Genomic DNA, 24,989 nt, shown 5'->3' with positions numbered 1-24,989 from the left:
GATGTTGACAAAAATGAAAGCGTTTATAATAATATAAGTATCGGCCGATAAAAAAATAATGTTATATAGAAAATGGACAAATTTTGGTTCATTACGGAGGTCTTAACATGGGTTTTGAAACTGCTATTAAAAAAAGCAAGAAGTTAGTCTTGTCAATGGCCATCGCCGGTGCTGCATTTGCATTTGCACCGATGGCAACTGCTCATGCCGCTGACGGCTTTTATGTCAGCGGAACGTCAATCAAGGATGCAAATGATCAGAAGTTCGTTATGCGCGGCATTAACGTTGCGCATGCCTGGTACAGGAATTATACCAGACAGTCGATTGAAGCAATTGCAAAAACGGGGGCAAACACGGTTAGAATCGTCTGTGCCGACGGTGATCTTTACGACAGGACTTCTCAACAGGAACTTCAGCAGATTGTCGACTGGTGCAGGCAAAACAAGCTTGTTGCAATCGTCGAAGCACACGATGCAACCGGAAAAGATGAATTGAAGCCATTGCAGGATGCGGCCGATTACTGGATCAGCATGAAGGATTTCCTGAATAAGAATCGCAAGTACGTCGTTTTGAACATCGCAAATGAATGGTATGGATCATGGAATGGCAAGGCCTGGGCTGACGGATACAAGCAGGTTATTCCAAAAATCAGAAGAGCCGGCATCAAGAACATGCTGATGGTTGATTCTGCCGGATGGGGTCAGTATCCGGATTCAATCAAGAATTACGGCCGTTCGGTTTATGAATCGGATCCTGACAGGAATACGGTATTTTCAATTCACATGTATGAATACGCCGGCGCAAATGCGCAGACCGTCCGCAACAACATCGACAATTCGCTTGGAACCGGCGTCCCGGTCGTAATCGGGGAATTCGGCGGTCAGCACACGAACGGCGATGTTGATGAAGATACGATCATGAGCTACTGCAATCAAAAGAATGTCGGATACCTGGCATGGTCATGGAAGGGAAACAATTCCGACCTGGCATTTCTTGACATGACAAACGACTGGAACGGAAACAGCCTGACAACGTTTGGCAATCGCGTCATTAACGGACAGGACGGCATTCGAAAGACTTCGAAGCAATGCTCTGTATTCGGCAACGGCCAGAGCGGAAGCCAGGGCGGCCAAAGCGGAAGCCAGGGAGAAAGCAGGAACAACTATGTTTCTCTTTTCTGGGGCAAGTCACAGGCATCAAACTGGGGACAGGCAGTTTCGGTCAAGACGACCAGGAACGGTGGCAGTTTCGACGCAGGCCAGGTAACCAGGGGCGGCAAGTTCTACGTCGAATACTACGGCAGAACGGGCCATCTTGAACTTGACCTTCAAAGCTGGTCAGGAGCAAGTGAATGGGCCAAGGTTTCGCCGACGAAGCTTGGAAACATCAATGGCCGTCGCTATGCCGAGTTCAGTTATGACGAATGCGTCAAGGCCTTTGGCACGAGCGACTTTGCAAACAAGCTCGACTGCGTCAATGTCAGCGCTCAAAACGAAAGTCTGATTGTCTATTCGGTCTGCTACATTAAATAGAAGATAAAACAGTCGTTTCCGATTTAAAACCGGGAACGGCTTTTTGTCTACAAAATTCAGCATACATTCCCAAATCAAAACTAACAAGGAAAGCGGCTTGGTTTTGCCCGAACGGGACAGATATTTTTCCAAACGGGCTAATTTTGTCGATAAATGGTATGATAAGTTTGAGGTGATTAAATGGATGAGGTCAAACTAAAACTCAAAAAAAAGCTTCGGGAAGTTCCTGACGGCAAAATTGCCATTGAAAATCACTTTGAAGGATCCTCTGATTCGCTGTTGATCGAAAGCAACCTGTATGCAACTCTTTTTGAAAAGGGAAAAGGCAAGCTTGAAATATATGAAATTGCTCCCGGAATCGAACTTTGCTTCAGAACTTATCAGGCAAGGTCGCTCAATTTCAGTCATGATTGTCTGGAGAGAAGGACGATTGAAATCAATCACTGCCGGTTCGGGCGAATCGGCTGGGAAATGGGGGACGGATCGGCGCTTTACCTTGGGGAAGGCGACATGTCCCTGCACGATATGAACAGCTGTGCTCATTCCGAAATCGAGTTTCCCCTTGAATATTATCAGGGCCTCTGCATTTTCATGGATCTTGACAGGGTTCAGGAAGAATTCCTTGAATTGTTGAAATCGGCCTCGCTTGATGTCAATCAGATATATGAGAAATTCTGCGGCAGGGGAACTGACGGTTCGACAACCATTCTGGCAAGTTCGGCAGTCGACTCATTGTTTTCAGTGCTGTATGACCTGCCGGAATCGATGGTCATTCCCTATGCCAGGGTTAAAATGCAGGAGTTGATGTTGCGTCTGAAGCTGGTTGAAAGCCCTGCATTTTCCAGGGAAAAATATTCCAGGGATCAAATCGAAACGATTCAGAAAGTTCATGCAAAGCTGATTGAAAATCTGGATAAAAGATATACGATCGACGTGCTTTCAGGCGAGTTCCTGATGAACCAGACGACGCTCAAGGCCGTATTCAAGAAGGTTTACGGAAAACCGATTGCTTCATACATGAAGGACTATCGAATGAAGAAGGCTTCCGAAATGCTTAAGGAAAGTGACATGCTGCTTTCCGGAGTCGCAAGGGCGGTCGGATACTCCAGCCAGAGCAAGTTCAGCCGGGCCTTCAGGGAAACGTACGGCATCGTGCCGAGCCGCTACCGCCAGGAACAAATGCTTGCCAGTTTCGAGTGACGATAGGATAATTGAATTTGAAAGGACGTGTTTTGAATATGAAAAAAGCTACTGACTGCGGGTTGGCGGCAATTGTGCTGATGATGCTCTTTTCTCTTGTTTTGACGGCTAAAGATGCGTTTTTGGCCACTGGTTCAAGAGGCAGGGATGCAGCATTGTTTCTTTGCCTGGAAATCATCCTGGGGATTGTGATTGTCTGTCTTCCGAAGATAATTTCGGTTAAGTTTGACTTGTATCTGCCGCCGATGATTTACGGATTCTTTCTGCTTTTCATCTTCGGGGCAATTTATCTGGGAACCATCTATCATTTTTATCGGATTCCTTATTGGGACAAAGGACTCCATCTTATCAGCGGTGCCTTGCTCGCAAGTTTTGCGCTGGCTATTTTCGGTGCGCTCGTTCCCCAGGAGCGTCAGAAGCTTCCGCCGTTCTTCATCAGTCTGTACGCAACTGCATTTGCGATGATGTGCGGTGTTTTATGGGAATTCTATGAGTTTACGTGTGATTCGTTCGGGATGAATCTGCAACGCTATATGGCAGACGGACACATGCTGGTCGGAAGGGCTGCACTGATGGACACGATGGGAGATCTGATTGCCGACTTCATCGGTGCGTTTCTGTTCGCTGCGGTTGCCTTCGTTAAAATCAAGGGCGACGATTCGTGGATGAAGAGATTCTTTTTTCATAAAAATTAAAAAATGCTGAAAAAATGGTTGACGAATTCAAAAAATCGAATTATAATCGTATCAACAAGTTTATTTAATAACGATTTAATTTTTTAAGGAGAATATAATCATGAGAAGATCAACTGCAAAATCTCAATTACGATTTTACTATTACTGGTTTATCCAGTAACGTCGGTGCCGCATTCGGTATGGGCGTTACTTTCCCAGACTGGATGCGGCCGGTAATGATTTTCTTGTGGTCAAAGGTCGCATGGATGCAATTGCACTGTGAGGCCTTTTTAATTTTCTGTTTTTCGTATCTTGACAGATTTCCGGTTCTTACAGTGTCGCTGTAGGAGCTTTTTTATTAATCAGGAGGACACGAAAATGACAAAAGAAGTTGGACAAAATATTGATGAACTTGCAATCAACAATCTGCGCGTTTTAAGCTGCGAAATGATTCAGCGGGCAAATTCAGGACATCCGGGAATTGCACTTGGAGCGGCTCCGATGATGTGGACGTTATTCTCAAGACATCTGCGAGTGGATCCAAAAGATCCCGAGTGGTCGAATCGCGACCGCTTCGTTCTTTCGGCCGGACATGGATCGGCACTCTTATATGCAATGCTCCATATCAGCGGTTTTGATCTGTCGATTAATGATCTTAAGAATTTCCGTCGTTTTGGCAGCAGGACTCCCGGTCATCCTGAGCATGGTCATGTTCCCGGCGTTGAAGCAACGACGGGCCCTCTGGGTCAGGGTATCGGGATGGCCGTCGGGATGGCTCTTGCTGAAAGAACTCTGGCGGCTCGCTTGAACAGGAAAGCCAAAGTGGTCGATCATTTCACGTACTGTCTTGTCGGCGACGGTGACTTAATGGAGGGAATCTCGCATGAAGCAGCCAGTTTTGCCGGCAATCAGCGTCTTTCCAAATTAATCGTCCTGTATGATTCAAATGACGTTTCGTTGGACGGACCGGCTTCAAGAAGCTTCAGGACGGATGTCTGCCGCAGATTTGAAAGCTATGGCTGGGATACGCAGCTGGTTGCGGACGGCAATGACGTTGATGAAATCGATCGGGCAATCGAAAAGGCCAGGCAAACGTCTAAGCCCAGTCTGATCGAAATCAAGACGACAATCGGTTTCGGAGCTGACAAGGCCGGAACAAACGCCGTGCATGGTGCGCCGCTTGGCGAAAACGGACTTGAAAATCTCCGCACGCGCCTCGGGTATGACGGACCGGAATTCACGGTTTTGCCGGAAGTCAGGGCTGCAGCTGAAACGATGATCGAAAATCGTGGCAAAAAGGCTCATGAAGCCTGGCGCAAGGTGCTTGACGATTTGGCGGCATCTGATGAAGAATGCTTTGATGAGACGGTTGCGGTCCTGAACGGCAAGCGCTGCCTCAATGCTCTTGACGGGATGACTCGCTACGAAAGCGGGGCGGAAGCAAGCCGCGATACGAGTCATAAGGTTATTCAGGTACTTGCGGAAAAAATGGATAATCTTGTCGGCGGCTCTGCAGACCTGTCTTCATCAGACAAAACCGCGATTGACGCAAGCGGTCTGCTTGATGACGAGCATCCGACCGGAAGAAATGTCGCATACGGCGTTCGCGAGTTTGCTCAGGGAACGATCATGAACGGAATGGCCCTGCATGGCGGTCTCAGAGTATTCGGCGGAACGTTCCTCGTTTTCTCGGATTACCTGAGAGGCGCAATTCGCCTGTCTGCCCTGCAGAAGCTTCCGGTCGTCTACGTCTTCACGCATGACTCAATCGCAGTCGGAGAGGACGGACCGACGCATGAGCCTGTTGAACAGCTGATGAGTCTGCGCTCATTGCCAAATGTCGATGTGCTTCGTCCGGCTGATCCGAACGAGGTGATCGCTGCCTGGCAACAGGCGATTGATTCCGTTGATCATCCGACGGTATTGGTTCTGACCCGCCAGAAGCTGCCTGTTTTGTCACGGACGTCCAGGCTTGCAGACGCAGGCGTTGCTCGCGGAGGATACGTCGTTTCCCCGCAAAAGGGGATGCGTCCAAGCGGAATTCTGATTGCTTCCGGGTCGGAAGTCTCATTGGCAGTCAAGGCTCAGGAGCGTTTGTTCAAGTTGGGTGAAGACGTCAGCGTCGTATCCATGCCATCCATGGAACGTTTCGATGCACAGCCGCAAAATTACAAGGATCAGGTTCTTCCGCCGTCCGTCAGAAGAAGAACAGCCATTGAAATGGGCTCGACGCGCGGTTGGGAGCGTTACGTCGGACTCGACGGAACAATCGTCGGACTTGATGAATTCGGTGCAAGCGGCGCAATGGACGATGTACTTGCAAATGCAGGGTTCACAGTCGAAAACGTTGTTCTGACATTTCAGAAGACAAATGTAACCGGTGAAAATCATTTATCGGCAATTCGCTTATAATTTAGGAGGAAAGTATTATGATTATTGTTTTGAAGAAGGATGAAGCAAAGGAAAAAATTGAAGTCGTCAAGAAGGCATTTGAAGGCAGGAAGCAGGTTTTCGTGCATGAAAACCGCGTTGCTGTCCAGGGTGCCAAGGCAGGCGAAATTCCAAGCGAAGTTCTCAATGCGGCGGAAGACGTGATTACGAACGTTCCGGCAGCGGTTCAGTCAAGCCGTCTGCTTCATCCGGAAGATACGATTGTCAAAACGGCTCATACGGAAGTCGGCGGAAGCGGGCTGGCTTTGATGGCCGGTCCCTGCTCCGTTGAAAGCGAAGAACACATTCACCGCATGGCCAGAGTCGCAAAGGAAGCCGGTGCAACGGTTCTTCGCGGCGGCGCATTCAAGCCGAGAACATCGCCTTACTCGTTCCAGGGACTTGGTGAAGAAGGTCTGAAATACCTGCGTGAAGCTGCCGATGAAAACGGGATGGATGTTATTACTGAGGTAATGGATGACGAACACGTCGAACTTGTCGGAAAATACACTGATTTCTTCCAGATTGGTGCCCGCAACATGCAGAACTTTTCACTCCTTAAGGAAGTCGGTAAAACGAAGATTCCGGTTGCCTTGAAACGCGGTATGTCTGCGACGATTGACGATGTGCTTAACGCTGCCGAATACATTGCCGCAGGCGGCAACAATCAGATTATCCTGATTGAACGCGGAATCCGCACGTTTGACAACAAGTACACGCGCAATACGTTCGATGTCGGTGCTGTTCCTGTTCTTCAGCAGCTGACTCATTATCCGGTCATTGTCGATCCGAGTCATGCTGCCGGTGTCTGGGACCTCGTCACACCGCTTGCCCAGGCCGGCGTTGCGGCAGGTGCCAGCGGCTTGATTGTTGAGATTCATGATGATCCTGAACATGCATTTTCTGACGGACCACAGGCACTCAAGCCGGATACATTCAAGGAAATGGCCCGTCGCTGCGAAGAGATTCACAACGTCGTTTCAGCCTGGAAATGAGGTGTTTGAATGCGAAGCGTTGCGGTTGATACTGAGAACAAGTCATACAGCGTTCTGATTGAGGAAGGCATTCTTGAAAATCCGGCCGAATATCTCAGAAAGGTATGGACAAAAAGGCGTTGTGTTATTTTAACCGACACGAACGTTTACCCGCTTTATGCAGGGAAAGTTTCAGAAAATCTTTCAGAAGCAGGGTTCGAAAACATGATCATCACTGTTCCGGCCGGTGAGCGGAGCAAGTCATGGGAAACGCTCAGTTCCGTCATTTCCCGGATGGCTGATTTCGGCCTGACCAGGGGTGACGGATTGATTGCCCTGGGCGGCGGAGTGGTCGGAGATCTCGGCGGACTGTGCGCTTCGCTTTACATGCGCGGAATATCGTTTGTTCAGTTTCCGACTTCACTGCTTGCCCAGGTTGACAGCTCTGTCGGTGGCAAGACGGCAATTGACATTGACCAGGGCAAGAATCTTGTCGGGACATTCCATCAGCCTGATCTGGTGCTGATTGATCCGATGGCGTTAAGGACTCTTGATGAACGGGTGACGGTCGAAGGCTATGCGGAAGTCGTCAAGTGTGCGGCAATGAAGGGAGGCACGTTCTGGAAGCTTGTCTGCGGCATTGAAGCTCCTGGTGAAATTTTGAAGCATGCCCCCGAACTCATTCAGCAAAGTGTTGCATTCAAGGCCGATGTTGTCAGCAGGGATGAAAAAGAGGGCGGGCTGCGCAGGATTCTAAACTTCGGTCACAGCATCGGTCATGCAGTTGAACTTCTTTCGGCAGGAAGACTTCTTCACGGCGAAGCAGTTTCCATAGGCCTGGCCGCGGTCAACAGAATCTTCGAGCAGCATGGACTGACGGAAGAAGGCGTTGCTTCTGCCGTCTGCGGACGGCTTGCAGCGGTCGGGCTTCCGCTCACTGACGAACTGCTTGATGATTTACGGGTGCTTGAAGTCATGAATCATGACAAGAAGGTCTCAAAGTCATCACTTACATTTGTCTACCTGAAGAAAATTGGTGAGCCTGCAGCGTTCACTGTTTCACTTGATGAACTGGCAGAGTTCATTGGAAAAATATAGAGATACGAAAACGGACCGGAATGCATTGCAGCATTCCGGTCTTTTTTGCCTTCATTAGAAAAGTAAAGTATGGAGCATTTGTCACGATTCATCTTCCTTTTCTTCAATCGATGTTTCAAATTCTGCATCTTCCGGGGAAATCAGCATGGATTTGTAAAAATCCGACAGCATAATTGTGATGATGTCAGCGAGTTCATCCACGGATTCCCTGAATCCGTCCTGAACCCAGCCTGTGACTGCGGATGCAACTATGCTGGCACATGCTTTCTTGACGTATTCCAACGGCACGGCAAATGTGTGATTGCTGTGGTATTTTTCCCATGTCATGTCAATCATCCGGCAGACCTTTTCCACGAATGCGGTGCGAAGCTCCTGGTCCATTGCGATTGCGAAGAATTCCCGGTGAGTGTACAGCATGGAGAGAAGTTTTACAGCGCGTTCCCGGAGGCTTTCCTGTGTCATTTTCTCCGGATTCTGCGACAGCAGGTTCAGCCTGTCAAGCAGCTTGTTCTCAAGCTTTTCAAGAAGATCGTATTTGTCAAGATAATGCGCGTAAAACGTGCTGCGGTTGACGCCGGCATTTCTGATAATCGCCGACACGCTGATGGAATTGAAGCTGTTTTCCCTGAGAAGCTCGATGAAGGCCGTCTCGATGGCTTCCTGTGAGCGTTGGATTCGTTTGTCTGTCATTATTAGCCGCCTTTCGCAAAAACCGACAATTGTCTGTTTTTTGTTGATTGATATAAAATCCAGTAATGATTATAATCGATATTGTCAAATTAAACAACAATTGTCGGTTTTATTTTTCGGTAAGGATGGAAATCAGCGGAAAGTTTTCAATTCATATTTTTTGGCAAGCCTAATCATATTATTTGACTATACAGAATTTAATTGTTATAGTATATTACGTAAGCTAAAGTTAAATTTTTACGGAGGTTTCATATGGCAGTTTTAGAATTAAAGAACGTCAAGAAAGTCTATAAGATGCCGGGTGGCGGCACCTTTCAAGCCTTGAAGGGAATCAGCGCCTCGTTTGAAGAGGGAGAACTGGTTTCGATTGTCGGCGAATCCGGCAGCGGAAAGTCGACTTTAATGAATCTGATCGGTGGACTTGATTCTGATTTTGAAGGAGAAATCATCTATCAGGGCAAGAATTTGCGCGACTATACCAAGCAGGAACTTGACAGATTTCACAAGAAAAGCATTGGATTCATCTTCCAGAACTTCAATCTGATTTCTCATTTGAGCCTGCTCGACAACGTTTCGCTTGCGATGACCCTGTCAAATGTTGACAAGGAAACCCGCGACAAAAGGGCGGCAGAACTTTTGACTCAAGTCGGTTTAGGCGAACACATGCATAAGAAGCCGGATGCCATTTCAGGCGGCCAGAAGCAGCGCGTAGCCATCGCCCGTGCCCTGATCAACGATCCTGACGTGATCATTGCCGATGAACCGACCGGAGCCTTGGATGCCGAAACGACCGATACCGTGCTTGAAATGATCAAGGAAATTGCCGAAAGCGGCAAGCTCGTTTTGATGGTTACGCACTCTGACAGGGTTGCTTCGCATTGTACCAGAGTTCTTAGAATCGACAGCGGCTCGCTCATTTCCGATATGACCCAGGACGTTGAATTTCATAAAAAGCCAACTGACAAGAAAGAAGCAAAACCAATTAAGAACATGAGCCTGATGAATGCCATTCGTCTCGCTTTCCTTAACATGAAAGCCAAGTTCGGGCGCAACGCACTTGTGGCATTCGGCTCAAGCATCGGCATCATGGCAGTTGTTTTGATGCTTGGCATCGGGCGTGGCGTGACGAACTACATCAAGAGCACGATGGTGACCTACACGAATCCGAACGTGACTGAAGTACATAAGGAAAGCCTTGAAATGGACAAGAAGCAGCAGGAAAAAGTTCAGGCCGGAGATTCAAGCACGATTGGAAGCGTGCGCGAAGATCACATTTCGATGATGACCGGGACGTCTGACAAGAACACCTTCAGTCAAAAGGACATCGACAAATTGAAGAAGATCAGGAACGTCGATACGATTCAGCGCGGATATTCCACGTTCTCGCTTGGAACGAACAAGGTTTCCTTCAAATCCAACACGGCAAACATCATGATGCTGATGACGATGTCCAAGTCGATTACGAAGTCAAGCATTACGAAGGGACATGCTCCAAAGAAGAACGAAGTCCTGCTTGATCAGGCAACGGCAGATCTTCTGGGCAAGAACATCATTGGCAAGAAAATCAAGCTTTCGCTTACGATTGGTGACAAGACGATTGAAAAGGAAGTCAGGGTCAGCGGAATCTATGATACGCAGACGAGTACGATTGTCGTCCGTTACGGTGACTTGAGCCGCGTGTTCAGGGACAACGGACAAAAGCTCAAGGCCAACACGGTGTTCCTTTATACGAAGAACTCTGACAATACGAAGGCCATCAAGGACAAGGTCAAGAAACTCGGCTATTCGGGCTCGATGCAGGAAACAATGACCGATATGTTCACGCAGATGCTTGACGTCATTACTTATGTTCTGGCTGCAATTGCCGGTGTTTCCCTGGTTGTTTCAGCAATCATGATTCTGGTCGTTCTGAACATTTCCGTGGTCGAACGGACAAAGGAAATCGGTGTGCTCAAGGCACTCGGAGCCCGTCGTAAAGACGTCCGCCGCATCTTCGTTTCAGAGGCGTTTCTGATTGGTCTTGGTTCCGGTCTTCTGGGAGTTGTCATTACGGAAATTCTTGGTTTTGCAATTAATTCGGTGACAAAGCCGGCCTATGACGTGAACGTTGTAAGTCTGGAACCGCAGTTCCTGATTGCCGGAATCGTGATCAGCATCGTAATCAGCATGCTGGCAGGCCTGCTCCCGGCAAACCGTGCCTCCAAGCTTGATCCTGTCGAATCATTGCGCAAGGAATAATCACTTTCAAAGGAAGCCGCATTTTGCGGCTTTTTTTGTGCATGAAAAAACGCTTTGCCGATTCTCGATTTGTTATTGCTGAATTTTAATCTTGGTGTTAGAATTATCTCAATATCTTACAAGGGAGTGACAGGATTGAGTCGGGAAAAGGTCGAACAATATCTGGAAAAGGAAAATTATGCGGATCGGATCATCGTGCTTGAAGATTCCAGCGCAACGGTCGAAGAAGCTGCTCATGCATTGGGGTGCGAGCCGGAACACATTGCCAAGACGATGTCGTTTCTGCTTGATGAAAAGCCGCTTTTGGTAGTTATGGCGGGGGATGCCAAAGTTGACAACCGCAAGTTCAAGGACCGCTTTCACAAGCGGCCGCGCATGATTGCGGCAGACGTTGTGGAAAAGTTCATCGGGCACGCTCCCGGCGGCGTCTGCCCGTTTGCAGTCAGGGAAAACGTGGCCGTCTTTCTGGATGAGTCGCTCAAGCGCTTCAAGACAGTGTATCCGGCTGCAGGTGATGCTCATTCTGCGGTGCGGCTGTCGCTTGAAGAGCTTGAAGAACTTGCTCATCCCAGGGAATGGATTGATGTTGCCAAAGGATGGGAATGATGATGGAAAACTGGCGGTGACGTCAGTTCTTTTTTTGCGAAATACAGTGTGTAAGTCATCAAGGCAAATGGAGGATTTTGCGAACGATATTCATTAAAATTGATGAATTTATTCGACAATATTGATTTAAAAGATAACACTGAAAATGAGACTTGTGATATAATTTGAAACAAGTCGGTTTGACGAAAAAATTATAGAGGGTGTTATTTTGAGTAATAAGAATAAAACGTTTCGCAGCGTTTTGACAGCGTTGTTTTGCGCAATCATCATCGTGCAGAATTTCGTGCCCTTCTTCGGGTACATTCCGGTCGGGCCTTTGAATCTGACAACGATCCACGTCACGGTAATTATCGCGGCGATTGTTCTGGGACCGCGTGACGGCGCAGTTGTCGGGGGAGTCTGGGGACTCATCACGTTTATCAGAGCCTATGTCTGGCCGACGAGTCCTTTGGCGACAATCGTATTCGTCAATCCGCTGGTATCGGTCGTGCCCAGGATTTTAATCGGGGTTGTTGCCGGTTATGCATTTGTTTTTCTCAGAAATAAAATCAGGAAGGTTCCGGCAATGTGCGTTGCATCAGTTCTCGGGGCGATGACGAATACGATTCTGGTGCTCGGCCTGATCTATCTGCTCTATCGCGGACAGTCTCAGGCATTGTATTCGCTTGACGTCAAGGCCCTTTTGCCGTACCTGCTCGGCGTTATCGGGACGAATGGCGTTCCGGAAGCAATCCTGGCCGGAATTGTCGGTCCGGCAATTTCCGTTCCGCTGCTGTCAAGACTCGAGAAGAAATAGTCGTTTTGCGTGATCCGTTCAGTGCTTGTGAGGTGAAACTTTGTGGCGCGGAAAAGAACTTATCCGAAAAAGAAGAAGAGAGGATTTCTGATTGTCAATGGCAGGCTTCAGTATCCTGACATCATTTTGATTTTGCTGGTCGTTGCATTAATCAGCGTTCAACTGACGAAGTGGGTTCTGGACGTCGACAGCGTTCAAAATACCGAACCGCAAACGGAACAGGATGCCAGGAACAACTCTGATAAATCAAGCTTCATCAAAGTACTTGTGCCGGTTGCGCAGGAGCAGCAAAGACAGCATCACGTTTTTTCAAGCATTACTTTAGCTCAGGCTGCCTTGGAATCTGATTGGGGAAGAAGCGAACTTTCCTCCAAATACAATAATCTGTTTGGAATAAAAAGCAATCAGGCAAACAGCGTGCTGCTGACGACGCAGGAATATGTCAACGGACAGTGGATAACCGTTAAGGCGCGTTTTGCTACATATGACAGCTGGGATGATTCAGTCAGGGCACACACGCAGCTTTTCCTGAACGGAACGCAGTGGGATAGTGAGCATTATCGTTCGGTTCTCGAGGCATCCGATTACAAGCAGGCAGCTCAGGCGCTTCAGGATAAAGGATATGCGACTGACCCCGGGTATGCGCAGAAACTGATTTCCCTGATTGAAGAATATAATCTGAACCGGTATGATTCGCTTTGATTTCTGATGGCGCACGGTCGTGGCACGTCTTTTACCGTCTGAGGGCAAAGGATCTCTCGGCCGGTTATCATTGAAGAATAATCTGGAATATGTTATCCTATGCTAGTGTTACTTGTATAAATGCCGTAATATGGTCGGCAAGTTTCTACCCAAGGCCGTAAATCTTGGACTATGAGTAAGAATAGCTAGGTTTATTGGCTTTTTTTACTGTTAAGGGTAAGGAAAGCCTTTTTTATTTGCAATTTTATTTCGTACGATGCACGAGGAGGAATTATTTTGAAATTGCTTGAGGACCGCATTCGTCAGGATGGCGTCGTTTTACCGGGAAACGTTTTAAAGGTTAACCAGTTCTTGAATCACCAGATTGATCCGCAGTTGATGTATGAGATTGGTCAGGAATTTGCACGCCTGTTCAAGGAATGTCCCGTTACCAAAATCTTGACGGTCGAAGCTTCCGGGATAGCACCCGCAATTATGGCCGGACTCGTCATGAACGTGCCGGTTCTGTTTGCCAGAAAGAAGAAACCGGCAACGCTTGATGACAAGACGTACACTGCAGAGGTTTACTCATATACGAAAAAAGTGACAAATACGATTTCGGTTGACAGCAAGTTCCTGTCAAACAATGATCATGTTTTGATTGTTGACGATTTCCTGGCTAACGGTCAGGCAGTCAGGGGAATGCTTGAAATCTGCAAGCAGGCTGACGTCAAGGTTGAAGGCGTGGGAATCGTCGTTGAAAAATCATTCCAGGAAGGTGCCGACTGGATCAAGGGGCAGGGAGTCCGTCTGGAGTCTCTGGCACGCATTTCTTCATTTGAAAACGACGCCGTGCATTTTGTGGGGGAAGAATAATTATGGAAAAAGAAGTTAGTCAGGGAAGAGCCGCCGTTTTAGGATTGCAGCATTTGCTGGCCATGTATTCAGGGGCTGTTGCCGTTCCGCTGCTGATCGGCACGGCTCTGAATTTTAATGCCGAACAAATGACGTACCTTGTTTCAATCGATATTTTCATGTGCGGACTGGCGACTTTTCTGCAGCTTGCGCGCAACCGTTATTTTGGAATCGGGCTTCCGGTCGTCCTTGGATGTGCGATCCAGGCTGTCGAACCGCTTAAGATGATCGGCAGGCAGTTTACGATTGGCACGATGTATGGCGCAATCATCGTTGCCGGGGTTTTCGTTTTTTTGATTGCAGGTCAGTTTTCAAAAATCAAGCGCTTGTTTCCGCCGGTCGTTACCGGAACATTGATTACGGTCATCGGTCTGACTCTGATTCCGATTGCCGTGCAGAACATGGGCGGAGGAGATGCAACGGCTAAAGCGTTTGGCGCTCCGAAAAATCTTTTCTGCGCATTCTTGACGATTGCGATTATTCTGGGAGTTCAGGTTTTAGGAAAAGGCTTCGTCCGATCGATTGCAGTTTTGATCGGGTTGATCATCGGGACTATCGTTGCTTTCCTGATGGGGATGGTTTCGCTTTCTCCCGTCAGCGAGGCAGCCTGGTTCCACTTGCCTCAGCCGTTTTATTTCGGCGTTCCTCAGTTTGAGTGGTCGTCTTCGGTAACGATGATCATCATTTCGCTTGTTTCGATGGTCGAATCGACGGGGGTTTTCTTTGCGCTGGGCAATCTGCTTGACAAGGACATCACGTCGGACGATCTCAAGCACGGATATCGCGCTGAAGGACTTGCGGTTATTCTGGGCGGGGTGTTCAATACCTTCCCCTACACGACTTTTTCCCAGAATGTCGGACTGCTTGAACTTTCCGGCATCAAGACCAAACGTCCGATTTACTGGTCTGCCGTGCTTTTGATGCTCATGGGCCTTCTGCCGAAAGTCGGAGCGCTTGCGACGATTATTCCGACACCTGTCCTGGGCGGTGCGATGCTGGTGATGTTTGCGATGATCAGCGTTCAGGGAATCAGAATGCTGTTTGACGTTGACTTCACGGACGAGCACAATATTTTGATTGTGGCGGTTTCAATCGGACTCGGTCTTGGCGTTTCGGTCTATCCGGGAATTTTCCAGGCTTTGCCGAAGACGCTGCAGCTGTTTTTAGGAAACGGAATCGTTGTTGCCAGTTTGTGTTCGGTCCTGCTCAATCTCATCTTTAACGGCAGGAAGGGCCTGGACAAGGAATAATTGATTGATAAGAAGAGGACTTTTGCTTAAAAAATGGTAAAAGTCCTTTTTGAATCCGCTGATGAATGCTTTGATACGACTGGTTGTGGTATCATTATCATATGAATATGAAACGAGAAGGTTGTGGCAGAATGGAAAATGCGATGTTGTTCCCAGGCGATACGATTGGAATTGTCGGGGATAGCCAAAACGGAATTATGCTGGCTCAAGCCGCCAAGAAGATGGGCTTTAAGGTGGCAGCATATTGCACCGGCCAGAGCGTGCCGACGCTGTCAGAGGCAGATGTCAAGATCGTCGGGCGTATGAATGACAGGGAAAAATTACAGGATTTTGCGCAAAGATGTAATGTCGTCACGTATGAATCAGAAAACATTGCCTCAGAGACGATTGAGTTCCTCGAACGTTTCACGAAAGTCCCGCAAGGACACGAAACGCTTGAGATTACACAGGACAGACTGCTTGAGCGGGCATTTTTCGAGCAGTTGAACGTTAACATTGCGCCTTATGCGACGATTGTCAGTCTGGATGACATTTATCAGGAAATCGGATCAATCGGGTATCCCTGCGTCTTAAAGCCGATTCAAAAAGGCTTTGGCAAGAGAAGGCAGCAGATGATTACCAGGCAGACAGACATTGCAAGATGCGCAGACATCATCGATCTTGGAACCTACATTCTTGAATCGTGGGTTGAATGCGACAAGGAAATTTCGGTTATCCTGACCAGAGATGCAGACGGAGAAGTGAATTTCTTCCCGTTGATCGAGAACGTCTATCGTGACAGGGTGCTGCATGAAACGCTCGCACCGGTCAGGGTGCCTGAACAGATCGAACAGGAGGCAAAGCGCATTGCCAAAGAAATCGTCAGGGGATTGAGTTATGTCGGCGTCATGCAGGTGGCATTCTTTCTGACGGCTGAAGGAACCCTTTACGTCAAGCGCCTGGTTCCGGCGCTCAGCGTTCCGGGGTATGTGCTTGAGCAGGCTTCTAGCGTGTCGATGTTTGAACAGCATCTGCGGGCTCTGGCCGGGATGCCTCTGGAAAATGCAGTGCCGCGTACCAGTGGCGCAATGGTCATCGTATCAACGGCCGATCTCGAGAAGGTCCGGCTGCAATGGTCACTTAAATCAAATTGGTCATACAGGTTCTTCAGAATTCCTGAAACTCTGCGTCCGGTCGAAAGAGAAGGCTACATACTCGTTTCTGCCGAGACGCCTGCAAAAGCGGCTGCGCAGATCGAGGCAACCGGCATTTGGGATGAAGCAGAGATAAATGAGGAGTAAGCATGCTGACATGAAGGCAGCCGTGAGATTGCGGCTGTTTTTTTGTGCGCCGGAATATCAGCGCTCTGCATTTTTCATGTTCGGGATCAACATCGTAAAGACGCGGAGAAACGGGGAAGACAGGTTCTTTTAAATCAATTTTAAAAGAACAAATGAGCCTTTTTTGGTATAATAGGAAATGATTGATTACTTTCAGAGGGGATTGAACAACTTGACGCAAAATGACTTATTAAACGGAATGAATGATAAGCAAAGAGAAGCCGTTGTCTGCACGGAAGGACCGCTTTTGATCATGGCCGGTGCCGGAAGCGGCAAGACGCGCGTTCTGACACACCGCGTAGCCTACCTGATCGAGCATCAGAACGTTAATCCGTGGAATATCCTGGCAATCACGTTTACGAACAAGGCTGCACGCGAAATGCGCGAACGTATCGACAAGCTGGTCGAATATGGTTCAGAAGCCGTCTGGGTTTCGACGTTTCATGCCCTGTGCGTGAGGATTTTGCGTCGCGATGCAGAAAAGGTCGGATTTTCAAAGTCCTTTACGATCGGCAGTCCAAGCGAGCAGAAGACTCTGATGAAGCACATCGTTGCCGATACGCTGAATCTTGACACGAAGCAATACGATCCGCGCAGCTTTCTTGCTTCAATTTCTGCCTGGAAGAATGAACTGATCGAACCGAAAGATGCGCTTCTGCAGGCAAATGCAGAGGCAAATCCCATGGAAGCTGCCGCTGCGCGCGCCTATCAGATATATCAGGACGAACTGAAGAAAAACCAGACGATGGACTTTGATGATCTGATCATGAAGACGATTCAGCTGTTTGAAAGCTCGCCTGAGACACTCGAATTCTATCAGCGCAAGTTCCGTTATATTCATGTCGACGAATATCAGGATACGAACGAGGCCCAGTATCGTCTGGTCAACATGCTGGCACAGGGTTTCCGCAACCTCTGCGTCGTCGGCGATGCCGATCAGAGCATCTACGGATGGCGTGGCGCCAATATGGAAAACATCCTGAACTTTGAGAAGGATTACAAGGATGCCGCCGTCATCAAACTTGAACAGAACTACCGCTCGACGAAGACGATTCTGCAGGCAGCAAACGAAGTGATCGAGCATAATCTCAACCGCAAGGACAAGACGCTTTGGACTGAAAATGAATCCGGCGACAAAATCACCTATTATCGGGCCGACAATGCGGCTGACGAAGGCTACTTCGTCATCAAGAACATTCAAAGGGAGATCAGGGAGAAGCATCGCAGCTACAATGACTTTGCGATTCTTTACCGTACAAACGCACAGTCGCGTACGCTTGAAGAAACGTTTGTCAAGGCAAACATTCCCTACAAGCTGGTCGGTGCCCACCGTTTCTACGACAGAAAGGAAATCATGGATATTCTGGCCTACCTGCGCCTCGTTGCCAACCCGGACGATTCGATGTCGTTTGCGCGCGTCGTCAATGAGCCGAAGAGAGGAATCGGCGCAACTTCGATCACGAAGCTGCAGAATTTTGCCGACATGCACGGCATTTCACTGTATGAAGCAGGTAAAAGCGTTGATCTGACAGGGATTCCTGTTCGGACTGCGAAGAAGATCACGGAATTCTGCGATATGCTGAATTTGTTCCATCAGGTTCAAAGTAAAGCCACGATCACTGAAATGACGGAACAGATTCTTTCAATCACAGGCTATCAAAAGGCATTGAAAGATGCCAATACGCTTGAAGCAAAGGGCCGCTTGGAAAACCTGGAGGAATTTCTGTCAGTTACGAAGGAGTTTGATGAAAACTGGAATCCGGAAGACGAGGAAAGCGATCCGTTTACTGATTTTCTGGCTGACCTGGCGCTTGTTTCGGATCAGGACGGCGTTGACCAGAACGATGACGTTGTCACGCTGATGACGCTTCATGCGGCCAAGGGTCTTGAATTTCCAGTTGTCTTCCTGGTTGGAATGGAGGAAGGCATCTTCCCGCTTGGCAGAGCAGCCATGAATGAGTCCGAGCTCGAAGAAGAACGTCGCCTGGCCTATGTCGGGATTACGCGTGCCGAGGAAAAGCTGTATCTGACAAACGCTCTGTCCAGGATGCTTTACGGCAGAACGCAGCAGAATCCGGCTTCGCGCTTTATCGGCGAAATCTCGGATGCGCTGCTGGAATCAGCCAACGAAACCGTCAATAACTCAAGCTATCCGTTTTCAAACGGGCCCGTTGCGGCTAAAAAAGTCGAAAAGCCGAAAAGGAGGCCGGGGACGATTGAACGACCGGCGCAGACCGGTGCCGAAAACGTCGGCTGGAAAATCGGTGACAAGGTTGAGCACAAGGCATTCGGACTCGGAACGGTCGTCAAAGTCAATGGTTCCGGTGAAAATGCAGAGCTTGACGTCGCCTTTTCCGGCAAGGGAATCAAACGTCTGCTGGCTGCCTTTGCGCCAATCAAGAAAGTTTAGAGGAAAAAACCATGGATAAGGAAGAAGCAAGAAAAGAACTTGAAGGTCTTCGTGAAAAACTGACCAGGTGGAGCCGGGAGTACTATGTCCAGGATGCACCGACAGTTGAAGATCACGTCTATGACGAAAATTACAGGCGCCTGCTGGAACTGGAGGCAGAGTTTCCGGAGCTTGTGACCGTGGATTCGCCTTCGCAGCGCGTCGGCGGCAGGATTCTGACGAATTTCACGAAGGTTGAGCACGAAATTCCGATGCTTTCTCTGGGAGATGTCTTTTCGAAGGAAGAACTGGCTGATTTCGTGAGACGTCTGAATGAAAATGCAGGGGCTGATTTTGGCTACAACTGCGAACTCAAAATCGACGGGCTGGCAATTTCACTGACATATGAAGACGGCATCTTCGTCAAGGGCTCGACCCGCGGAAACGGGACGATCGGAGAAGACATCACTGAAAATCTCAAGACAATCAACGCCGTTCCGCTCAAGCTCAATGAAAAAATTTCGGTTGAGGTTCGCGGCGAATGCTACATGCCGAAGAAGTCATTCGTTGACTTGAACAAAAAGCGCGAGGCAGAAGGACAGCCGGTGTTTGCCAACCCGAGAAATGCAGCGGCGGGATCGCTGAGACAGCTTGATTCAAGAATTACGGCCGGACGAAATCTGAGCGTCTTCATCTACTATCTGATGGAACCGGAGAAATTCGGCGTCAAAACGCAAAGCGAAGCCTTGAAGAAGATGGCATCCTGGGGATTCAGGGTCAACGGCGAGTCACGCGTCTGTTCAACGATGGATGAAATCGATGCATATCTTGACGAGTATCAGGCAAAGCGTGCAGGACTTGAATACGACATCGACGGCATCGTGCTCAAGGCAGAGCCGTTTACCGTGCATGAGCTTGTGGGAAACACGGTCAAGGTCCCGAGATGGGCGATTGCCTACAAATTTCCTCCGGACGAACAGGAAACGGTCGTCAGAGACATTGAATGGACGGTTGGCAGAACGGGCGTCGTGACTCCGACGGCCGTCATGGATCCGGTTCTGCTGGCAGGAACGACCGTTTCAAGGGCGTCTTTGCACAATCCGGATTATCTCAATGAAAAGGGAATTCGCCTGCTTGACACCGTCAAACTGCACAAGGCAGGAGACATCATTCCGGAAATTTCAGAAGTCGTTCTGGAGAAGCGTCCGGAAGATTCAGAACCATATGAAATTCCGGCGAACTGTCCGGAATGCGGCGCCAGGCTCGTGCACCTGGATGATGAAGTGGCGCTTCGCTGCATCAATCCGAAGTGCAAGGCATTGATTAAGGAAAGTCTGACGCACTTTGCCTCGAGAAATGCGATGAACATCGACGGCCTTGGCCCGAAGATCATTGAACAGCTGTTTGAACGCGGAATGATCAATGACGTTTCGGATCTTTACAAGCTGACGTTTGACGACCTGCTGCTGCTTGACAAGTTCAAGGAAAAATCCGCCGGCAATCTGCTTAATGCAATTGACGCAAGCCGCGGGAATTCGCTTGAACGTCTGCTGTTCGGCCTTGGCATCCGTCATGTCGGTGCGAAGGCGGCCAGACTTCTGGCAGAGCGTTTCATGACGATGGATGCCCTGGCCGGTGCGTCAAAGGAAGAAATCGTTGCAATCGAAACCATTGGTGAAACGATTGCCGACAGTCTGCTGACCTACTTCGGATCGGAAGGGGCAGGCGAATTGATTGAGGAACTGAAGAGCGTCGGCGTCAACATGAACTATCTCGGAAAGACTGCGGACGAATTGGAAGAAGCTGCCTCCGGGAGTGAATTTAACGGTCTGACCATTGTCCTGACCGGCACGCTTGAACATCTCAAGCGCAGCGAGGCCAGGAAATGGCTTGAGGAGCACGGCGCAAAGGTCACCGGCAGTGTCACGAAGAAGACGAATCTGCTGATCTGCGGGCACGATGCCGGTTCCAAACTGACCAGGGCAAGGGAACTTGGAACAAGAATCATGAATGAAGAAGAGTTCCTGCAGAAGATGGAGGAAGAATGATGAAGAAAAAACTGCTGGTTTTGACCAGCCTTTTTGCCAGCGCGGCAATGCTTTGCGCATGTGGTAACCTCGGCAAGGCTACTTCTGGCGGCGGAACTTCGCAGGCCGTCACTTCAAGGAAGAAGGGGTATCAGACAACGGGCCAGACCGATACTGACTACTATCAGGGCGTTATCAAGGATGGTCAGTATCTTACAAGCAAGGCGCGCGGAGTCGGCGTTTACCAGAATTCAGAGAACATGCTCAACTTGAAGAGTTTTGAATCAGGGCTGACGAACCTTTCAAAGGAACAGTTCCCGACTAAAAGCTATGTCTTCAGGGAAGGGCAGATTCTGTCAAAGGATACCGTCGAAAACTGGCTTGACCGCAAGTCAAAGGACAATCCTGACGGACTCAATCCGGAAGACAACGGAAAAAAAGAAGCTGACAAGAGAAATCCGATCTATGTTCAGCAGATTGAAGAACAGGATTATATGCAGGAAAAGGACGGCAAGCTTTCACTTGCCGGCGTGACGATTGGAATCGGGATGAATCAGAAGGACTATTACCAGAAGGAAGAGTACGGTGCGACCTACACGACCGACATCTCGACTGAAAAGATGAAGGAAGAAGGCCAGAAGGCGGCGGAAACGATCCTTGCCCGTCTGCGTCAGAAATCAGAAATCGGAAACGACACGCCGATTCTGATCTGCATGTTCAAGCAGGCGCCAAACGACAGCCTGGTCGGAGGTTCGTTTTACGCATATGCGTTGAGCAAGAGCGGAACTTCCATCGGTTCATGGACTGACACGGATATCAAGAGCGTGGTTCTTCCGGCAACCGATTCGTCAAGCGTGCCGAATGAAAATGATGCGACGTCGTTCAGTGCCTTCATGAACAAGACGCAAAGCTTCTTCCCGAATCTGGCCGGCGTTACGGCACAGGCTCAGTACAAGGGCAAGGAACTCCAGGGGATGCACGTCAACATTACGACCCAGTTCTACAGCACGACGGAAATCACAAGCTTCACCCAGTTCGTTTCGCAGATGGCAAGAACGTATCTGCCGTCAGGCGTTCCGATCGACATCACGATCAAGGGATCGGACGGGACAGTTCAGGCCTTCTTGTCGCGGGATTCGGGACAAAGCTCGTACTATACGCATGTCTTCAACAGTTATTAATTCCGTAAAATGCGGCAAGTGGGTTTAATAATTCAGAATAATCGATTAAAATAAGAAAAGACATTACTCGAAAGAAGGATATCAAATGGCAATCACCGCAAATGAAGTAAAGCACGTTGCCTCCCTGGCAAAGCTTGAATTTACCGATGAAGAACTCCAGAAGTTCACCGGCCAGATGGATGAAATCATCAACATGGTCGAACAGTTGGGAGAAGTTGACACGACAGACGTTCCCGTGACGTCAACCGTAACGGAGGAAGTCAACGTCATGCGTGAAGACGTTGCCGTCAGGGGAACTGACCGCACCCTTCTGATGAAGAACGTTCCGGAAGAAAAAGACGGTCTGATCAAGGTTCCGGCAATTATCGATGAAAGTGAGGAAGGCTGAAAATGAACTATTTCGAAAATGACCTCAGGAGCCTTCACGAAGGTCTTGTCAACAAGGATTTCAGTGCCGAGGAACTGGCAAGGGAAACTTTTGAAACAATTAAGAAGCGTGAGGAAAAAATTGACGCGTTCATCACTTTGGATGAAGAACGGGCATTGGCAAAGGCCCGTGCAGCCGATGAGAGGGAAATCGATGAAGGAAACGTGCTTGACGGAATTCCCGTCGGAGTAAAGGACAACATCGTGACGAAGAACCTGAAGACGACGGCTGGCAGCAAAATGCTCGAAAACTTCAATCCGATCTACAATGCGACCGTCATGGACAAGCTTGACGAAAAGGGCATGATTACGGTCGGAAAGCTCAACATGGATGAGTTTGCGATGGGAAGTTCGACTGAAACGAGCGCCTTCAAGAAGACGAAGAATGCCTGGGATCAGACGAAGGTTCCCGGCGGTTCATCAGGCGGTTCTGCTGCAGCCGTTGCTTCCGGTGAAATCATTGCAGCACTTGGCTCAGATACCGGCGGTTCAATCAGACAGCCCGCTGCATTCAACGGCATCGTCGGTCTCAAACCGACATACGGTCGCGTTTCGCGTTACGGCCTGATTGCCTTTGCCTCAAGCCTGGATCAGATCGGACCTTTGACCCGCAGCGTCTACGACAATGCCCTGATGCTCAATGCTATCAGCGGCCACGACACACGCGACTTCACGAGCTCAGGCAGGGAAGTCCCTGACTTTACGAAGGGAATCGATGAAGGCGTCAGGGGCATGCGCATCGCCGTTCCGAAGGAATACTTCGCAGAAGGCGTTGACGCAGACGTTCAGCAGGCTGTCAAGGATGCAATCAGGAAGTTTGAGGAACTCGGCGCAACTGTTGACGAAGTTTCGCTTCCTCATACGAAGTACGGCGTGCCCGTCTACTACATCATCGCCTCATCAGAAGCTTCATCAAATCTGCAGCGTTTTGACGGCATCCGTTACGGTTTCCGCGCAGAAGACGTCAGGAATCTCGAAGACGTTTACGTGCGTTCACGTTCAGAAGGCTTCGGCGATGAAGTCAAGCGCCGTATCATGCTTGGCACGTTCTCGCTTTCTGCCGGCACGTACGATGCCTTCTTCAAGAAGGCAGCACAGGTCCGCACGCTGATCTGCCGCGATTATGAAGCAGTCTTTGCAAAGCATGACATGATTCTCGGACCGACGGCACCGACTACGGCATACGGCATCGGCGAAAAGATCGATGATCCGGTTACGATGTACATGAACGACATTCTGACGATTCCGGTCAACCTGGCCGGACTTCCGGGAATGTCCCTGCCTGCCGGCTTTTCCGACGGCCTGCCGATCGGGATGCAGCTTGTTGCGCCGCGTTTCAGAGAAGATACTCTGTATAAGGCAGGATTTGCATTTGAACAGGCAACTGATTTCCATAAAGCGGTACCTGAGATTGGGGGTCAAGACTAATGAACTTTGAAACAACGATCGGACTTGAAGTCCACATTGAACTGAAGACAAACTCCAAGGCATACTCGCCGGCACCGGTTGAATACGGTGCAGAGCCGAACACGAATACGAACGTGATCGACTGGGGCTATCCAGGCGTTCTGCCGCAGGTCAACAAGGGCGCTCTGGAATACGGGATGCGCGCAGCCCTGGCCCTGAACTGCGAGATCAGAAAGGACCTGCACTTTGACCGCAAGAACTACTTCTATCCTGACAACCCGAAGGCATACCAGATCACGCAGTCAGACACACCGATTGCGCATGACGGCTGGATCGAAATCGAACTCGAGGACGGAACGAAGAAGAAAATCGGCATTGAAGAGATGCACGTTGAAGAAGATGCCGGCAAGAACACCCACAATCCGGACGGATATTCATATGTCGATCTGAACCGTCAGGGCACGCCGCTGATCGAAATCGTCTCAAAACCTGATATTGCTTCTCCTGACGAAGCCTATGCATATTTGACGCGCCTGCGCCAGATCATCCAGTTTACCGGCGTTTCCGACGTCAAGATGGAAGAAGGCTCCATGCGTGCCGACGTCAATATTTCAGTCCGTCCGGTCGGATCGGACAAATTCGGCACGAAGACGGAAATGAAGAACCTCAATTCGTTTGAGCACGTCAAGAAGGGTCTCGAATACGAAGCAAAGCGTCAGGCCCGCGTTCTGATGTCGGGCGGTAAGGTTCAGCAGGAAACGAGACGCTTCGACGTGCCGACGGGGACGACGATTCTGATGCGTGTCAAGGAAGGCGCAAGCGACTACCGCTACTTCCCGGAACCGGATCTTCCACCGATTCATATTTCTGACGAATGGATCAGTGAAGTCAGGAACTCGATTCCCGAAATGCCTGACAAGCGCCGTGAACGTTACGTCAATGAATGGGGAATTCCTGAATATGATGCCGGCGTTTTGACGCAGACAAAGGAAATGTCCGACTTCTACGAAGCAACCGTTGCAGCAGGAGCAGATGCCAAGCTTGCAGCCAACTGGCTGATGGGCGAAGTTTCCGCCTACCTGAATGCCAACAAGGTCGAACTTCAGGACACTGCCCTGACACCGGAACACCTGGCAACGATGATCAAACTGATTGA

At 49.2% G+C, this 24,989-nt stretch carries 20 protein-coding genes and 1 riboswitch; of the genes, 19 read left to right on the top strand and 1 reads right to left on the bottom strand.

Going from position 1 to position 24,989, the window contains the following annotated elements; all coding sequences use genetic code 11:
- Positions 1–107 precede the first annotated feature (107 nt).
- The 6 genes from V7Z60_RS03410 to aroB all read left to right on the top strand — a co-directional run bounded on the left by V7Z60_RS03410 (position 108) and on the right by aroB (position 7,908).
- The gene (locus tag V7Z60_RS03410) at positions 108–1,532 is read left to right on the top strand and encodes a cellulase family glycosylhydrolase (RefSeq protein ID WP_334116333.1); all 1,425 of its coding nucleotides are present in this window, start codon (positions 108–110) and stop codon (positions 1,530–1,532) included.
- A gap of 180 nt (positions 1,533–1,712) precedes the next feature.
- Positions 1,713–2,732 (top strand): helix-turn-helix transcriptional regulator, encoded by a 1,020-nt coding sequence (locus tag V7Z60_RS03405; RefSeq protein ID WP_334116331.1) that lies wholly within the window; start codon positions 1,713–1,715, stop codon positions 2,730–2,732.
- A 38-nt stretch (positions 2,733–2,770) separates the two neighbouring features.
- Positions 2,771–3,427 carry a hypothetical protein gene (locus V7Z60_RS03400; protein ID WP_334116329.1) on the top strand — a complete coding sequence of 219 codons (657 nt, stop codon included), beginning with the start codon at positions 2,771–2,773 and terminating at the stop codon, positions 3,425–3,427.
- A gap of 357 nt (positions 3,428–3,784) precedes the next feature.
- Positions 3,785–5,818, top strand: a complete 2,034-nt coding sequence (gene tkt / locus V7Z60_RS03395; RefSeq protein WP_334116327.1) for a transketolase — start codon at positions 3,785–3,787, stop codon at positions 5,816–5,818.
- A gap of 17 nt (positions 5,819–5,835) precedes the next feature.
- Positions 5,836–6,831: a 3-deoxy-7-phosphoheptulonate synthase gene (gene aroF, locus V7Z60_RS03390; RefSeq protein ID WP_334116326.1), complete on the top strand. Its 996-nt coding sequence runs from the start codon at positions 5,836–5,838 to the stop codon at positions 6,829–6,831.
- Between the two features lie 9 nt (positions 6,832–6,840).
- Complete coding sequence (gene aroB / locus V7Z60_RS03385; protein WP_334116324.1) at positions 6,841–7,908, top strand: 3-dehydroquinate synthase; 1,068 nt, start codon at positions 6,841–6,843, stop codon at positions 7,906–7,908.
- An 81-nt stretch (positions 7,909–7,989) separates the two neighbouring features.
- On the opposite strand, the gene V7Z60_RS03380 is transcribed toward aroB, so the two are convergent.
- Positions 7,990–8,598 carry a TetR/AcrR family transcriptional regulator gene (locus V7Z60_RS03380; RefSeq protein ID WP_334116322.1) on the bottom strand — a complete coding sequence of 203 codons (609 nt, stop codon included), beginning with the start codon at positions 8,596–8,598 and terminating at the stop codon, positions 7,990–7,992.
- A gap of 252 nt (positions 8,599–8,850) precedes the next feature.
- On the opposite strand from V7Z60_RS03380, the gene V7Z60_RS03375 reads away from it, so the two are divergent.
- The 13 genes from V7Z60_RS03375 to gatB all read left to right on the top strand — a co-directional run.
- A complete protein-coding gene (locus V7Z60_RS03375; protein WP_334116320.1) occupies positions 8,851–10,836 on the top strand; it encodes an ABC transporter ATP-binding protein/permease in 1,986 nt (661 codons plus the stop codon).
- A gap of 135 nt (positions 10,837–10,971) precedes the next feature.
- On the top strand, positions 10,972–11,442 hold the full coding sequence (locus V7Z60_RS03370; protein ID WP_334116318.1) for a YbaK/EbsC family protein: 471 nt from the start codon (positions 10,972–10,974) through the stop codon (positions 11,440–11,442).
- 208 nt (positions 11,443–11,650) lie between these two features.
- A complete protein-coding gene (locus V7Z60_RS03365) occupies positions 11,651–12,238 on the top strand; it encodes an ECF transporter S component (protein WP_334116315.1) in 588 nt (195 codons plus the stop codon).
- Between the two features lie 42 nt (positions 12,239–12,280).
- The gene (locus tag V7Z60_RS03360) at positions 12,281–12,940 is read left to right on the top strand and encodes a glycoside hydrolase family 73 protein (RefSeq protein ID WP_334116313.1); all 660 of its coding nucleotides are present in this window, start codon (positions 12,281–12,283) and stop codon (positions 12,938–12,940) included.
- 92 nt (positions 12,941–13,032) lie between these two features.
- Positions 13,033–13,132: riboswitch (purine riboswitch) on the top strand.
- Positions 13,133–13,216: 84 nt separating this feature from the next.
- Positions 13,217–13,795, top strand: a complete 579-nt coding sequence (locus V7Z60_RS03355) for a xanthine phosphoribosyltransferase (RefSeq protein ID WP_334116311.1) — start codon at positions 13,217–13,219, stop codon at positions 13,793–13,795.
- A gap of 2 nt (positions 13,796–13,797) precedes the next feature.
- On the top strand, positions 13,798–15,084 hold the full coding sequence (locus tag V7Z60_RS03350; protein WP_442918893.1) for a nucleobase:cation symporter-2 family protein: 1,287 nt from the start codon (positions 13,798–13,800) through the stop codon (positions 15,082–15,084).
- Positions 15,085–15,215: 131 nt separating this feature from the next.
- Positions 15,216–16,364: a 5-(carboxyamino)imidazole ribonucleotide synthase gene (locus V7Z60_RS03345; protein ID WP_334116310.1), complete on the top strand. Its 1,149-nt coding sequence runs from the start codon at positions 15,216–15,218 to the stop codon at positions 16,362–16,364.
- A 211-nt stretch (positions 16,365–16,575) separates the two neighbouring features.
- Positions 16,576–18,813 (top strand): DNA helicase PcrA, encoded by a 2,238-nt coding sequence (gene pcrA / locus V7Z60_RS03340; protein WP_442918892.1) that lies wholly within the window; start codon positions 16,576–16,578, stop codon positions 18,811–18,813.
- A gap of 11 nt (positions 18,814–18,824) precedes the next feature.
- Positions 18,825–20,840, top strand: a complete 2,016-nt coding sequence (gene ligA, locus V7Z60_RS03335) for an NAD-dependent DNA ligase LigA (protein WP_334116306.1) — start codon at positions 18,825–18,827, stop codon at positions 20,838–20,840.
- Entirely contained in the window at positions 20,840–22,000 is a 1,161-nt protein-coding gene (locus V7Z60_RS03330; protein ID WP_334116303.1) for a CamS family sex pheromone protein, read from the top strand. The genes ligA and V7Z60_RS03330 overlap by 1 nt, the downstream gene beginning before the upstream one ends.
- 85 nt (positions 22,001–22,085) lie before the next feature.
- Positions 22,086–22,388, top strand: coding sequence for an Asp-tRNA(Asn)/Glu-tRNA(Gln) amidotransferase subunit GatC (gene gatC, locus V7Z60_RS03325; protein ID WP_334116302.1), 303 nt, complete (start codon positions 22,086–22,088; stop codon positions 22,386–22,388).
- 2 nt (positions 22,389–22,390) lie between these two features.
- Positions 22,391–23,854, top strand: coding sequence for an Asp-tRNA(Asn)/Glu-tRNA(Gln) amidotransferase subunit GatA (gatA, locus tag V7Z60_RS03320; protein WP_334116301.1), 1,464 nt, complete (start codon positions 22,391–22,393; stop codon positions 23,852–23,854).
- On the top strand, positions 23,854–24,989 hold a 1,136-nt coding region (gatB, locus tag V7Z60_RS03315; protein ID WP_334116299.1), incomplete at its 3' end, for an Asp-tRNA(Asn)/Glu-tRNA(Gln) amidotransferase subunit GatB. The genes gatA and gatB, both read left to right, overlap by 1 nt.

Origin of the sequence: Ligilactobacillus sp., from assembly GCF_036846325.1 — a bacterium.
Lineage (GTDB): Bacteria > Bacillota > Bacilli > Lactobacillales > Lactobacillaceae > Ligilactobacillus.
The sequence above is the reverse complement of the archived record's forward strand: the minus strand, read 5'-3'. Positions and strand labels throughout refer to the sequence as shown.